Here is a 13960-nt window from a genome sequence, read left to right on the forward strand (position 1 = left end):
ATCGAAGAACTCCCTGCAGCGACAACGTCGGGACAAAAGCCGATCATCTCCGGATGCCCTTTGCGCCTGCAGTTTGGAGGGCGCAAAGGGCATTGGTCAGGAGTGGGACCGGGGCGGCCTTCTGGCCACGGAGTGTGGAGGCTTGTGGTTGCTTACGCGTCCAGCACCAAGCGCCGGCTCCGGCACCGTGACACGCAGGTCATCATCGTTCGATTCGCGAGTCGCTCTTCAAGGCTGAGGACCGAGTCGCGGTGCTCGGGTACTCCCTCCAGCACCCGCACTTCACAGGTCCCGCAGGTACCTTCGCGGCAGGTCGACAGGATGCTGGCGCCCTCCCGGTTCAGGACGTCCAGAACGTTCTCGTCCACCCCTACCGTGACGGTCTTCCCGGTTCGGGACATCTGCACCTCGATGGGACGATTGGGCAGGTGCTCCACCTTCTGTGCTGCGAAGCGCTCTACTACCAGCCGGAAATCTGCATCGTGCCTGCCGGCGGATTCTTCCAGACCTTCCAGAAGTTCGTTCGGGCCACAGGCATATATGAAGGCATCTTCGGCGGGAATCCTGGACCAGATGTCATCAAGGTTGTAGCGGCCGCGTTCGCTGCTTGGCCAGACATAGACGTTCGCCGGGTGGCGCTGCACCAGGTCCTCGACATAGGGCATGAGTTTCCGGTCGCGGCCAAGGAAGAGCAGGCGCCAGGGTGTGCCGCGGCGCTCAGCTCCTTCAATCATGGGAAGCAGGGGAGTGATTCCAATGCCACCGGCGACGAACAGCAGGAACTGGGCTGGCTTCAGCCTGAAATGATTGCGAGGTCCCCTGATGCTCAACCTGTCTCCGACCTTGACTTGGTCGTGAATGAGCTTGGACCCTCCTCGGCCGCTGTCTTCCTTTAAGACAGCTATCCGCAGTTCAGAGGTTCCCGTTTGACCGCACAGCGAGTACTGCCTCAAGGAGCCGTCGGGGAGTTCAAGGTCAAGGTGCGCCCCTGGTTCCCAGCTCACAGTGTCAGGACCGCTGGTCTCCAGCGTCAGCTCCACAACGTTCTCGGTGACAAGGCGGCGGGCGCTGACAGTTACGGGAAGGGCGGCCGAAGGAAGTTCATCAATGATGGCAGCGCTGGTCCTTTCGGCGACAGGCACCGGCGTCCATTCGAGCGGCAGGGCAACCATGCCCCGGCCCTCCGAGACGACCGTGTACTCCAGCTCGTCGTATGGGACACCGAGACGAAGATCCGGAAGCCGCTCGTGCAGGACTTCCAGTTCGATGCGGAGGAGGAGACGTGCGAGCGGCGCTCCCAGGCACGCGTGAATGCCCTGGCCAAATCCCAGGTGCGGCACAGCCCAATCGCGGTCAAAGTTGATGTTGTCCGGTTCACTGAATTTTGTTGTGTCACGGGATCCGGCGGCGTATGCAAGAAAGACTGTTTCACCGGCCTTCAGCTGCGTCCCACCGAGGGTGACGTCCTTGGTCACCAACCTCTTCATACCAGTGATGGCTGACTCGTAGCGGAACAGTTCCTCAAGGGCTTCAGCCCGCGAGGTGTCATCCTTCTGCGCGGCCGAGTAACGGCTTGGGTCAGCCAGGAGATGTGACAGGCCCATGCAGATCAGATTCGAAGATGTTTCGTGTCCTGCCAGCATTAGCCCCGGAAACATGGACAACATTTCGAAGTCCGTCATCTCAACGGCTCCCGACTCCCGCTCATTCCATATGTGGCTGATCAGGTCGTCCCGGCGGTTGTGCTTGCGCTCGTCCATGACCTCCAGGATGTAGTCGTGCAGGTCGAGCAGAAGCTTCGCTTTCTCGTCAGGGGTTCCCGGGTGGTAGATGTCCCGGGGGCCCATAAAGAAGCCAAGGGCTGCGCCTATCCATTCGGACCGTTCGGAGTCAAGGCCTACGACGTGTGCGATAACCTTCAGCGGCAACGGCAGGGCGAAGGACAGCTTCAACTCCGTCCGGCCGTCCTCAACGAAACCATCGACCATGAGGTGGGCCTGTTCACGGATCCAGCCCTCGTACCGGGCCAGCTTCCGGGGCATAAAAAAGCTGTTGACGCTTGACCGCAGGCGGTCATGGTCCGGGTTGTCCAAACCCAGCAGCGTTCCCCTGCTGGGCACCCGGCCCTCGAATTGTTCGCGCCAGGGGGAGGGGACAGTCCCTACAGTGGGCTGGGAGGAAAAGGTTGCCGGGTCGTGGAGTGCTTGGACGATATCGTCGTACCGCGTGACTACCCGGCTTTCGAAGGTGTCCGAATGGGGGAGTCCCTGGGCTGTCCGCGCTTCTGCAAGGTCTTCGAAGAGCTTTTGCGGATTGAGGAAGGGACAGCCACTGTGAGTGGGCCGGGTAACAGTCATTGGATCTCCAACAGAATTGAGAGTCCCGCCGGAAGGCGTGCAGGCGGGACGAAACAGTGTGCGTTTTCGTCTGCTTGCCCGATACCCGTTAGGCATCGGGGGGGATTATTCATCATGGCCTGTATGCCATGTGCCCTCACCCCGCCTGAATAGCACAAGCATATCCGCCCGATTGGAGTGAATACCCGTTCCCGCCATCAGAAGGACCGATGCCTGGTATGGAATGGGAAAGTAAGCACCATCACTTCCATCAATGGAGGCCATAAGCAAAGTCGCGTGGACGGCGCGAACGAACTTCGGTCTACTGGAATCCATAAGAGGTAGCTGGCCACGGGCCACTGCCGGAGCCACGAGGGCTTAGCGTTTCCGAGAAGTCGCCCCTCGACAAAGATGTCTGAAAGGTACCCCGTGTCACAGTTTTCGATTAACCGCCGTGGGTGGCTGTCCGTCGCTGCCACCGCTGTTGCTGCTTCCGTCGTATTGACCGGTTGTGCCGGCGGTTCAGGTTCCACCGAGCCAACGGGTGCCGAGCCGCAAACGATTCGCTTTTCGTTCTCCACCGCCAACCCCACGGATACGTTCATTCAGGACACAGTGGCCGCCTTCGAGAAAGCAAACCCAGGCGTCAAGGTCGAATTGGTCAAGCTGCCGGCGGAAACTCTTCCTCAGACAGTTACAACGCAACTGCAAGGTGGCACCGCCACCGACGTCATCAGCGTTTTCTCCGGCCAGGGGCAGGTAGGCGCAATGACTGGTTTCGCCAAAGCTGGACTGCTCCTGGAACTGAATGGGCCGGAGCTCAAGGAAACACTGCCGGACAGCATTGAAAAGCTCTTCCAGTATGAGGACAAGCTTTACGCCGTTCCACTGTCTTCGATGCCCGCCGGTCTAATCTTCAATCAGGCCAAGGCACAGGAACTGGGGGTGCAGCTGGACAACACCTCGACGTTTGACGACGTCCTGGAGCAGTGCAAGGTTGCCCGCGACAAGGGTGTCTCGCTGACCGCCCTTGCGGGCACCGTTCCCGCAAACCCGGGGATTTTGGCAATGACCTTGGCAACCTCAACGGTTTATGGGCCGAATCCCGATTGGAATGAAGACCGCGCAGCCGGCAAGACCACATTCTCGGATGAGAAAGGTTGGCAGCAAGCCCTCAACGGTGTGAAACAGATGTTCGATTCAGGATGCTTCCAGGACGGTGCTGCCGGTGCCGGCTTCGACGTAATCATCGGTTCAGTCGGGCAGGGTAAAGCCCTAGGCTTTTTTGCTCCCGGCGGAGCAGCCAAGAGCATCGCCGATGGGTCCAAGGGGGCTGTGAATCCCGTTGTCCTTCCAATGCCTGGCCCGGGCATTTCAGACACGTACCTGGGCACAACGGCTGAGCTTGCCCTCGCCGGTAACGCAAAGACCAAGAGCCCCAAGCTGGTAAAGGAGTTCTTGAAGTACTTCAGCGAAAAAGAAGGCGCCGAGATGGTCGCGAAGGGCCAGGGCACCCTTCCCGTCAACCTTGGCGATTACGCGCTCCCCGCCAGCTACGAACCCATCTCGGGGCTGTACAAGGAGGACAAAGTACGTCCGCTGGGACAGATCGAATGGCCCTCGGCCAAGGTTTACGACAGCCTCGGCAAGGGTGTTACCGCCATGATCACAGGACAAAAATCGGCCGAGGATGTCCTGAAGGACATGGACGCCGCCTGGGGCAAATAAACGATGAGTGCCGGCCGGCTTAGCAACTGGCCGGCACCTCCCTTTCCCTTCAGCAACAAATAAGGAACCACGACAGTGACTATTACCAATGGCCGGATCATCCCGCCAGGGACTGACAACAACGAACCCCCTCCGGCACCCTCACGGCGCCCTTCCGGGATCGGCTTCGGCCGTTGGTGGTGGGCACTCCCGGCTGTCGCCCTCACGCTCGTCGTCACCTACATGGCAACAGCATTCGGAGCGTTCTTCGCTTTCACTGACTGGACTGGACTGGGGGACTTCAACTTCGTCGGCTTCGACAACTTCATCCAGGTACTCCAAGATCCAACGCTGGTGGGCTCCGTTCGAAACACCTTGTTTCTTGCGGCCGGGTTCGTGGTTTTCACAAACATCCTTGGCCTGCTCTTCGCCCTGGCACTGAACAGGACGCTTAAGACACGTTTCGTACTGCGTGCGCTGATTTTTATGCCGGTGGTGCTCAGCTCCGTGGCTGTCTCCTTCGTCTGGAAATTCATCTTTGCCTTCGACGGACCCCTCAACCAGTTCCTGGAAGCTGTTGGTCTGGGAAACCTGAAGCAGGACTGGCTGGCAAACCCCTCATTGGCGCTCTGGTGCATCCTGGCCGTCATGGTCTGGCAGAGCATCGGGTTCGTTATGGTCATCTATTTGGCCGGTCTCGCCACAGTGCCCGTGGAACTGGAAGAAGCAGCAGCCTTGGATGGTGGGGGGATGTGGCGGATATTCCGAAGCATTGTCTTGCCGACCATTCAGCCGTCGGTGGCCATAGCGACTGTCCTCACCCTGATTCAGGGGTTGTCCGTTTTTGACCAGGTCCTCACGCTCACTGGGGGCGGACCAGCGGACGCTACACAGACGCTCGCGTCCCAGGTCTACTCGCAGACTTTCGTTTATGGTGCCTTCGGTTTAGGTGCGGCCGCAGCTCTTATCCTCACGGTATTCATCCTGATCCTCGCACTTATCCAGCAATTCATCGTGCGCGACCGCGCCAACAACGGAGACTGAAATGCATCGCTACACGAAGTGGTCGCTCGCCAGGGAAATCCTGGTGGTAATTGCCGCCATCATATTGCTGCTTCCATTTTGGATCCTGATCAGCACCTCACTCAAAACCACGGAGGAGGTGCTCACCAGCTCTGCCTTTGCCCCGCCGTCGGCTCCCACTTTTGATAATTTCATCCAACTGCTCTCGCCAACGGGCAGTCAGTCCGGCAATGTTTACCAAGGCATGTCCAGCAGCCTTCTCATCACCATCGGAACCGTGCTGGTGCTCATAGCCCTGTCCTCGGCTGCAGCCTACGTGTTCGCGCGGAGCACCCGGAAACTATCCAACAACGTCTTTAGAATTTTCCTGATCGCCATCGTCCTGCCCACCCAACTCGGGGTCCTTCCCCTGTACATCGGTGCACGAAGCCTTGGCCTAATTGGCAACCCGTGGGGCATGATCATCATCTACACGGCCATGACCATGCCCCTGGCGGTGTTCATTTATTCCGGCTTCTTCAGGCGGCTGCCCAGGGACTATGAAGAGGCGGCCACCATTGATGGGGCGAGCCGTTTCCAGATTTTCTCGCGCGTCATCTTCCCGCTGATGTCACCAGCAACAGGGACGGTGGCCATCCTGGCAGGGCTCCTCGTCTGGAATGACTTCTTCACGGCAGTGATCTTCCTGAACGGCTCGCCGTACATGACACTTCCTGTGGTGGTCTACAACTACGTCGGAAGCCTCGTCTCGCAGTGGAATTTGAGCTTCGCCGTGGTCCTCATCGCCATGGCGCCCGTGCTTGCCTTCTACGTATTTGCTCAGAAGAAACTTATGCAGGGATACGCCGGCGGTATCAAGAGTTGATGGGCCCATCCAAGAGAAGACTTCGGTGGGGCATCGCAGGGACTGGTGGGATCTCCAGGCAAATTGCAGCAGATTTCTCCCTCGTGGACAATGCTGATGTCGTCGCCATCTCCAGCCGCCACACGCGTTCAGCAAAGGAGTTCGCTAGCTCGTTTGCGATCCCCGTCGGCTTCAACAACTACGGCGAAATGCTCGATGCGGACATTGACGCCGTTTACATCGGCACGCCGCATGTCACGCACTTCAAGCTCGCACGCGAGGCGCTCAATCGTGGTCGTCACGTGCTCTGCGAGAAACCGATCGGCTTGAATGCCGCGGAGGTCCGGGAACTCGCCGCCATTGCGTCCGAATCCGGGGCTTTCCTAATGGAGGCAATGTGGATGAAGTTCAACCCGACCTACCTTCGCCTTCGTGAAATCGTGCGCGAGGGGGCGATCGGTGAGATCCGCAGCGTGAGGTCGTCCTTCGGCGCACCTTTCCCGCGAGACGAATCAAGCCGCTGGAAGCCTGGCGGCAGCGCACTCCTGGACCAGGGCATCTACCCAGTGACAATCAGTCACATGTTCCTCGGCGATCCATCGAGTGTTACTGCTGAGGGCATCGTGCAAGCGGACGCGATAGACCTCAGCCAAAACTACACGCTCAACTACCCCGATGGGCGTTTCGCCCAGGGTGCGAGTTCGATGGTCGATTTCCTTGACCAGGCCGCTTCTCTATCAGGAACTTCCGGTTGGATCACGATCGACACCGGCTTCTGGTTCGCGTCCCGGTTCACACTCCACCGCTTCAGCCCCGAAAAAGGCGAAACACGCGAGATCTATGAGACGACGAGGGAGGGCTACGGCTATGTGCCCATGCTCCGGGAGGTAACCGCCGCGATCCTGAACGGGGAACGCGAGCATCCACTCCATACCTTGGACCAGACTGCTCGTGTATTCGAGACGTTAGACGAAATACGCCGACAAATCACGGCAAAAGGAAAGGCTAGGGTATGAGAACCGAAGCAAATGCCGCGAGTATCGTAAGGTCGGCAAGCGGATATGAGGGCCAGCGCAGAGCCGATCTCGGTAACGGGACATACATCAACCCCGTCTTCGCCGGAGACCACCCCGACCCGGCAATTCTTCGCGACGGCAACGACTACTATTTGACATTCTCCTCGTTCGAATCCACACCCGGCCTCATCATCTGGCACTCGCGTGACCTGCTCAATTGGAAACCAGTTGGCCCAGCCCTGCCCGAGCCGATCGGAAACGTCTTCGCAGTCGATATGTGCAAAGTCGACGGCCGGTACTTCATCTACATCCCGATCATTGCAACAGCTGTTTCCCCCGATCCGTCGGCCCCGCCGCAGATCTTCGTCATCCATGCCGAAAGCATGGAGGGCCCGTGGAGTGAACCAATCAATCTTGGGATATCAGGGCATATCGACCCCGGGCACGTGGTGGGAGAAGATGGACGGCGCTACCTTTTCCTCAGTGGTGTCAGCCGTGTACGCCTGAGCGCCGACGGTCTTGCCACAGACGGTCCCGTTGAGCATGCGTACGACGGTTGGCGTTACCCCGATGACTGGGTTACGGAGGCCTATGCCCTCGAAGGACCTAAGCTCACCCGCCGCGCAAATTGGTTTTACCTCACGACGGCGGTCGGCGGCACTTCGGGTCCTCCAACAGGGCATATGGTCACCGTCGCCCGCTCCCGGTCAGTTCATGGACCGTGGGAGGATTGCCCGACGAACCCGATCATCCGCACATGGGACGCCAACGAGCCATGGTGGAGCAAGGGCCACGCCACCCTGTTCGAAGGGCCAAAAGGGCAGTGGTGGTGCGTTTATCACGGATACGAAAACGGCTTCACGACCCTGGGCCGGCAGACACTCCTGGAACCCATGGAATGGGACGACGACGGGTGGCCCCGAGCAGCCGGAGGCGATCTCTCAAGGTCCTTGCCTGCACCTACTGAACCGGCTGGGGACCGGCCCCACGGAATCCCTCTATCCGACGACTTCACCGAGGAGCGCTTCGGGATCCAGTGGTCCTTCCACGCACCATCAAAGGACGAGTATCTCCGTGCCTCGCTGGACGACGGGCTCGTTCTCCAGGCTCGCGGAACCAGCCCCTCGGACAGCTCTCCGCTGACCTGCATCGTTGGCGACAGGCGTTACGAGATCAGCGTTGAAGTGGAACTACTGGGCGGCGCACAAGGCGGTTTGCTTCTGTACTACAGCGACCGCTTGTTCTGCGGCATGGGCCACGACGGCGACCGCATGACAAGCTACCGGGCAGGTCGGCCAATTCCCTATTGGCGGGAACCCGCACCTTCTACCAATGTCCTGCATCTCCGCATCGTGAACGACGGAAACATTGTGACCCAGTACTACAGTCCCGATGGAATCACATGGACGAGGCATGGTCTGCGTTTCGACGTGACCGGATACAACACGAACACAGCCGACGAGCTCCTCAGTCTTCGACCGGCCCTTTTCGCGACGGGCGAAGGGCAGGCGCGCTTCCGTAACTTTCAGTACCGCTCTCTCGATGACTAACGTCCCATGGTAGGAGAACTCGGGCCTGCCTCCGTCTCCCGCCATCCGTCCCGTGGATACCAGCTATCCCAAATCCATGATTCCGCGATAGCCCGGGGGTTGCCACAGTGAGGGAAGTCACTTTTCGGCGCCCCAGCGGTGCCGTCCCCTCCGTGACCATCAAGAGGCTAAGGAAGATTCAATGGAGAATATTCAGCTCGCGGGTACCGCCAGGAACGGGACGCCTGGCCCGGCGGTGACGCGCCGGGCCGGGAGCTTCCAGGCGGCCCTGCTTGTTGCCGGTAGCTGCATGCCGGTGCTGGGCGCCGTTCTGCTCGCGCCCATCCTGCCGACGCTAAGCCAGGTGTTTGCGGGCACACCCGGCGTGGCCATCCTGGTACCGCTCACCCTGACACTGCCGGCACTGTTCGTGGCACTCTTCTCGCCACTGGCCGGCTATGTTGCGGACAGGGTGGGCCGCAAGCAGTTGCTGGTCTTCGCCATGCTGGCCTACGCAGCGTTCGGGACCGCGCCGCTGTGGCTGGACACGCTCGAGTCCATCGCGCTGTCCAGGGTGGGCGTCGGAATTGCGGAAGCGGCCATCATGACCTGCTGCACCACGCTCATCACGGACTACTACGCGGGCGGGCAGCGGAACAAATACCTGGGCCTGCAGACCATGGTCAGTGCGCTCGCGGCCACCGCGTTCTTCGCCCTCGGCGGCGCCCTGGGCAGCATCAGCTGGCGCACACCGTTCTGGCTATACGCAGTCAGCGCGGTCATCGTGATCCCCATGGTCTTCAAGCTGTGGGAGCCGGCAAAGAGCCAGCGCACGACGGCGGAAAGGACGCCGGTGCCATGGCGGCAGATCAGTGCCCCGGCCGCAGTGACGCTGTTCGGCGGGATCGTTTTTTATGCACTCATCGTCCACCTGCCCTACGTCATCACGGGACTGGGCGTGGGCGATGCAGCTCTCATTGGACTGGCTGCGGCCATCGCGTCCCTAGCCACCGCGGTAGGGGCCATCTCCTTCCGCTTCCTGGCGAAGCTCGGCACGCGGAACCTGCTGGCGCTCGCGTTCGGGCTGGCCGCCGTCGGACTTTCCCTGGTCTCCGTCGCGGGGACCGTGCCGCTGGCGATCGCGGGGGCGGTGGTTGCCAGCGCCGGAACCGGTGTGCTCCTGCCCACCCTGCTGACCTGGGCCGTGAACGGCCTTGAATTCCAACAGCGCGGGCGTGGCACCGGCATCTGGACCGGAACACTGTTCATCGGCCAGTTCCTGACGCCCATCGTCCTTGGCGCGGCTGCGGCGGCAACCGGCAGCCTCAGCCTGGCCTTGGGCGGATTGGGAATCGCGTGCGCGGTGGCCCTCCTGGCTGTCCTGGTCCGGGGACCTCACATGGCGCCCGCCACCCATTAGAAGCCGTGGGCACGGCCACGTACGTGCTCTCAGATCGTCGCTTGGGTCAGGCTTTCCAAGCCGTGGCCGTAGGCGTACAGCGGGTCCCGGGTACCGCCCGGGACATCGCTGTGCCCCTGGAGCACCGCTTCGGTTGAGCGCGGCAATTCGAACGGCAACCGGCCTTCCGGCGTTTCGGTTCCCGCCAGGACCCTGGTGAGGGCTTCGTCCGACACTCCAAAGGTGGCCAGCACGGCGGAGCAGTGCGGTTCCAGCGGCGTGAGGATGGCCGGACGGTCCAGGTTCACGACGAGCACAACAGGAACCTGGGCTGCCAACTCCTTGAGATGCTCCACGACCTCGTCATCGAATTCGAGGCTCCCTGCGTGGAACATGGCCTCGAGGAACAGATCATTTCGGGGCTCAAAAGGAGCGTCCAGGCGGACGACGGCGAGGTCTGCCTCGTCCGGGGTCGCGGCAACGGAGGCGCAGTGCCGGATACTGTCGGCCGGCATGCCCTCCACGTACACGCGGGTGGAGGGCTGGAGGGGAAGGATGCCTGCGGAGGTTTTGAGGACCACCACGGACCGGCTTTGGGCCTTGAGGCCCTGCTCCCGGAACTGCGCGTTACCCACCAGCGCCACTGCGGCGTCCTCGTCCACATAGCGGTTCTCGAAGAGCCCAAGCTCGAACTTCACCCGCAGCAGGCGCCGGACGGACTCGTCGATGCGCTCCATTGAGATGCGGCCTGTCGTAACGAGCCCTGCAAGGATTTCGGGACAGGATTCCCCGCCGAACTGGTCGCAGCCTGCCTCTATGACCTTGATCATGCGCTCCTCGACGGAGAGGTGCTCCACACCCCAGGCCCTGGCCGGCAGGTTCAGGCCAAAAACATGAGAATCATGGAGGAGGCCCCAGTCGGTGCACACCACACCGTCATAACCCAGTTCCCCGCGCAGCAGCCCGGTAATGACCTGCCGGTTGAACCCGAAGCCCACTTCCTCGATGGATTCACCGTTGCGGCTGAGCCCCACGGGCATGCCGTAGTACGGCATGATGGCGCTGGTCCCGGCCGCAATGGCGTCCCGGAAGGGCAGCAGGTGGTCCTCGAACCCGCCGCCCGGGTACTCCTGCTCCCGGCCGTACGGGAAGTGGGGGTCTTCGCCGTCTTTCTGTGGCCCGCCTCCGGGGAAGTGCTTGGTCATGCACGCGACACTCTGGCTGCCGACTGTTTTGCCCTGGAGCCCTTCGAGGTAGGCCGCGGCCAGCTTTCCTGTCAGCTCCGGGTCCTGCCCGAAGCCGCTGTACTGGCGGGCCCACCGGGGTTCCGTGGCGAGGTCCACCGTGGGGTGCAGTGCCGCCCGGAGGCCAACGGCGAGGTACTCCTGCCGGGCGGTGTCAGCGAACTGCCGGACAGTTTCGGGGTCACCAAGCGCGGCCATGCCGATGGGCTCAGGCCAGGCGGAGAAGAAGCCGGCGGCAAATGACGCACCCTGGTTTTCCGCAAAGGCATGCCGGGGGTCGGTGGACACCGTGACGGGGATCCCAAGCCGGGTCCGGGACGCCAGCTCCTGCATCCGGTTGTGCCAGCGTGCTGCGCCCCGGGCATCAGCCAGCTGGTGCACATTGAAGTGACTCATTTGCCCGTCGGCAATCAGGCGTTGCGTTTCCGGGTCCACGTCCGCCCCGCCAAAGGAGATGGCGTGGAACATCTGTCCGGCCTTTTCTTCCAGGGTCATACGTCCCAGCAGGTCGACCACGCGCTCGGCAATCGGCCGGCCGGCGTCCAGGTACGCGGGTTCGAGGGCCGTGTGCGTCATGCTGATTCTCCTGCCAGGGCCAGGCCTGTTGTTGTGAACGTGTGGGTGCCCGCCCCGACGCTTTGCCGGGGGGCGGACGGAAGGTCGACGTCGGCAGTGACGCCGTCCGGTACCGTGACGGTGAGTATCAGCTCCCCCTCCGGAGCCAGGTGCCATTCGCTTGCCACGGTGCCGCGAGGAGTGGCAAGGGACGTTTTGGCCCAGTCGATTCCCGGTCCGGGCCGGGGTGCGAAAAGGACCTTGGCATAGCCGGGTTCGATAGGGCGGATGCCGCCGACAACCTTGTGGAGCCAGTCCGCCACGGCACCCAGGGCGTAGTGGTTGAAGCTCGTCATTTCACCTGGGTTGATGGTCCCGTCGGGCAGCATCGAGTCCCAGCGTTCCCAGACCGTTGTGGCTCCCATCGTTACCGGATAGAGCCACGACGGGCACTGCTCCTCGAGGAGCAAACGGTAGGCGTCCTCGATGTGGCCGGACTCCGAGAGCGCCCAGGTGATGAAGGGAGTGCCGGCAAATCCGGTGGACACCCGGTAGCCGTTCTTCTCGACAAGCTCGGCCAGGCGGTTCCCGGCAAAAGCCCGCTTCTCCTCGGTGCCGAGGACATCGAAGGCAAGCGCCAGGGCGTAGACGGTGGTGCAGTCGCTCAGGATGGTCCCGTCCGGGCCGACGTAGTGGGTGTTATACGCGGCGCGGACGCTTTCGGCGAGGTCCGCGAAATGGCGGGCATCACCGTCGTGCCCCAGAAGTGAGGCGGTCTGGGCTGTGATGCGTGCGGTGCGGTAAAGGCATGCGGTGGCCACCACGCCGTTGTCAGCCTTTGAATTCCACGGCTGGTCGGGGTCGGCGTCGGGGTCCAGCCAGTCACCGAACTGGAAGCCCTGGTCCCACAACCCGGTTTCCGAGAGCAGGCCCTCGACGCGCCGGGTGTGTTGTGCCATTGATTCGTATTGCCGTGCCAGCACGTCCTTCTCGCCGTAGGCTTCCCAGAGCGCCCATGGAACCCAGACCGCGGCCTCGCTCCACAGCGCGGTGGATTCGGGGGCGGGAAATTCCTTCGGGTGTTCCTCGTATTTGAGGATGTCCGGCACGGTGAAGGGCACCAGTCCATTGGCGGCTTTTTGCTCGGCAGCCAGGTCCTGGAGCCAGTCCTGCAGGAAGTCCTTGACGTCATACAGGTAGGCGGCAGTGGGCGCGAAGACGGAGATGTCACCGGTCCAGCCCAGGCGTTCGTTGCGCTGCGGGCAGTCGGTGGGCAGGTCCAGGAAGTTGCCTTTCAGGCCCCAGACGATGTTCCGGTGCAGCTGGTTGACCGGCTCGCTGGAGCACTCGAAGTATCCGGTGCGTTCCAGGGCGGAATGGACGACGACGGCCTCCAGGGCGTCCGCTGTCAGGTCGCCGGGCCAGCCGGTCACCTCCGCATAGCGGAAGCCGTGGAAAGTGAAGCTGGGTTCAAAAAAGTCCTGCCCGCCGGAAAGGACCAGGGTGTCGGTGGCCTGCGCGGTGCGCAGCGGCCGGACGCCAAGTTCGCCGTCCTCCAGGACTTCTGCATGGCGAAGGGTAATGAAATCCCCGGGTTGTCCCTGCACGGTGAAGCGGAGCCAGCCGACCAGGTTCTGGCCAAAATCCACGATGGTCTTTCCACTGGGTGATGTCAGGATACTGACGGGTTTAACCACGTCGTTCCGGACAACGGGCGGGCCGACCGGCTCTACCAATCGTGACGTGTCGAACTCGAGAGCATGGACTCCCGCCCAGGACCTGGCGTCGTAGCTGGGGCTTGCCCATTGGGTACCGGCGCGGCGGGCGTCGATGGTTTGCCCGTTGTAGATGTCGTTCGCTGTTGTTGCCGAAGGACCGGATACCCACGACGAATCGGTGCTGACGGTCTGGACGAAGCCGTCCGCGAACTTGATGTCCAGCTGTCCGAAGAAGCCAAGCTCTTTGCCGTAAAACCCTGAATTGCCGTTCCAGGACAGGTTGCCGCGGTGCCAGCCGTTGCCCAAGGCGGCGCCGAGAGTATTGACGGGCTGCAGCAGTCCTGTCACGTCATAAGTGAGGTAACGCAGCCGCCATTCGTACGAGCTCCAGCCCGGGCTCAGTACGTCATCCCCTACCCGCTGGCCGTTGAGGAAGGCTTCAAAGACGCCGAAGGAGGTTGCCCGGAGGGTGGCCGTCACCGGGGCTCCGTGGCCGTCCGCGAGTGAGAATGTCTTCCGGAGCAGAGGGGCGCCGTCGAAGTCCTTGTCGGGCGCGATCATTGCCGCGGACCAGGGTAGTGCTGTCATG

10 protein-coding genes are annotated in these 13960 nt (G+C 61.8%); 6 read left to right on the forward strand and 4 right to left on the reverse strand.

Annotation, left to right across the window (positions count from 1 at the left end):
- Positions 1 to 152: 152 nt before the first annotated feature.
- Positions 153 to 2357: a cytochrome P450/oxidoreductase gene (locus ACZ9BC_RS02100; RefSeq protein ID WP_476244514.1), complete on the reverse strand. Its 2205-nt coding sequence runs from the start codon at positions 2355 to 2357 to the stop codon at positions 153 to 155.
- Between the two features lie 390 nt (positions 2358 to 2747).
- Here ACZ9BC_RS02100 and ACZ9BC_RS02105 point away from each other — a divergent pair, with 390 nt between their 5' ends.
- Together ACZ9BC_RS02105 and ACZ9BC_RS02110 are read left to right on the forward strand one after the other, a co-directional pair.
- A complete protein-coding gene (locus ACZ9BC_RS02105) occupies positions 2748 to 4064 on the forward strand; it encodes an ABC transporter substrate-binding protein (RefSeq protein ID WP_476244515.1) in 1317 nt (438 codons plus the stop codon).
- A 75-nt stretch (positions 4065 to 4139) separates the two neighbouring features.
- Positions 4140 to 5087, forward strand: a complete 948-nt coding sequence (locus ACZ9BC_RS02110) for a carbohydrate ABC transporter permease (RefSeq protein ID WP_476244516.1) — start codon at positions 4140 to 4142, stop codon at positions 5085 to 5087.
- A 9-nt stretch (positions 5088 to 5096) separates the two neighbouring features.
- Here ACZ9BC_RS02110 and ACZ9BC_RS02115 read toward each other — a convergent pair whose 3' ends face one another.
- Entirely contained in the window at positions 5097 to 5261 is a 165-nt protein-coding gene (locus ACZ9BC_RS02115) for a hypothetical protein (protein ID WP_476244517.1), read from the reverse strand.
- A gap of 49 nt (positions 5262 to 5310) precedes the next feature.
- Here ACZ9BC_RS02115 and ACZ9BC_RS02120 point away from each other — a divergent pair, with 49 nt between their 5' ends.
- From ACZ9BC_RS02120 to ACZ9BC_RS02135, 4 genes are all read left to right on the forward strand, one after another.
- A complete protein-coding gene (locus ACZ9BC_RS02120) occupies positions 5311 to 5931 on the forward strand; it encodes a carbohydrate ABC transporter permease (protein ID WP_476244518.1) in 621 nt (206 codons plus the stop codon).
- Positions 5931 to 6926, forward strand: coding sequence for a Gfo/Idh/MocA family protein (locus tag ACZ9BC_RS02125; RefSeq protein ID WP_476244519.1), 996 nt, complete (start codon positions 5931 to 5933; stop codon positions 6924 to 6926). Before ACZ9BC_RS02120 ends, ACZ9BC_RS02125 begins: the two co-directional genes overlap by 1 nt.
- A complete protein-coding gene (locus tag ACZ9BC_RS02130) occupies positions 6923 to 8476 on the forward strand; it encodes a family 43 glycosylhydrolase (RefSeq protein WP_476244520.1) in 1554 nt (517 codons plus the stop codon). Before ACZ9BC_RS02125 ends, ACZ9BC_RS02130 begins: the two co-directional genes overlap by 4 nt.
- A 181-nt stretch (positions 8477 to 8657) precedes the next feature.
- Entirely contained in the window at positions 8658 to 9875 is a 1218-nt protein-coding gene (locus ACZ9BC_RS02135) for an MFS transporter (RefSeq protein ID WP_476244521.1), read from the forward strand.
- Between the two features lie 29 nt (positions 9876 to 9904).
- Here the strand turns inward: ACZ9BC_RS02135 and ACZ9BC_RS02140 are convergent, their stop codons facing one another.
- Both ACZ9BC_RS02140 and ACZ9BC_RS02145 read right to left on the reverse strand, forming a co-directional pair.
- Positions 9905 to 11674 carry a glycoside hydrolase family 3 protein gene (locus tag ACZ9BC_RS02140; RefSeq protein WP_476244522.1) on the reverse strand — a complete coding sequence of 590 codons (1770 nt, stop codon included), beginning with the start codon at positions 11672 to 11674 and terminating at the stop codon, positions 9905 to 9907.
- The gene (locus tag ACZ9BC_RS02145; protein ID WP_476244523.1) at positions 11671 to 13959 is read right to left on the reverse strand and encodes an alpha-L-rhamnosidase; all 2289 of its coding nucleotides are present in this window, start codon (positions 13957 to 13959) and stop codon (positions 11671 to 11673) included. The genes ACZ9BC_RS02140 and ACZ9BC_RS02145 overlap by 4 nt, the downstream gene beginning before the upstream one ends.
- Between the last annotated feature and the right edge of the window lies 1 nt (position 13960).

It is taken from the genome of Pseudarthrobacter sp. TE3704 (assembly GCF_056279405.1).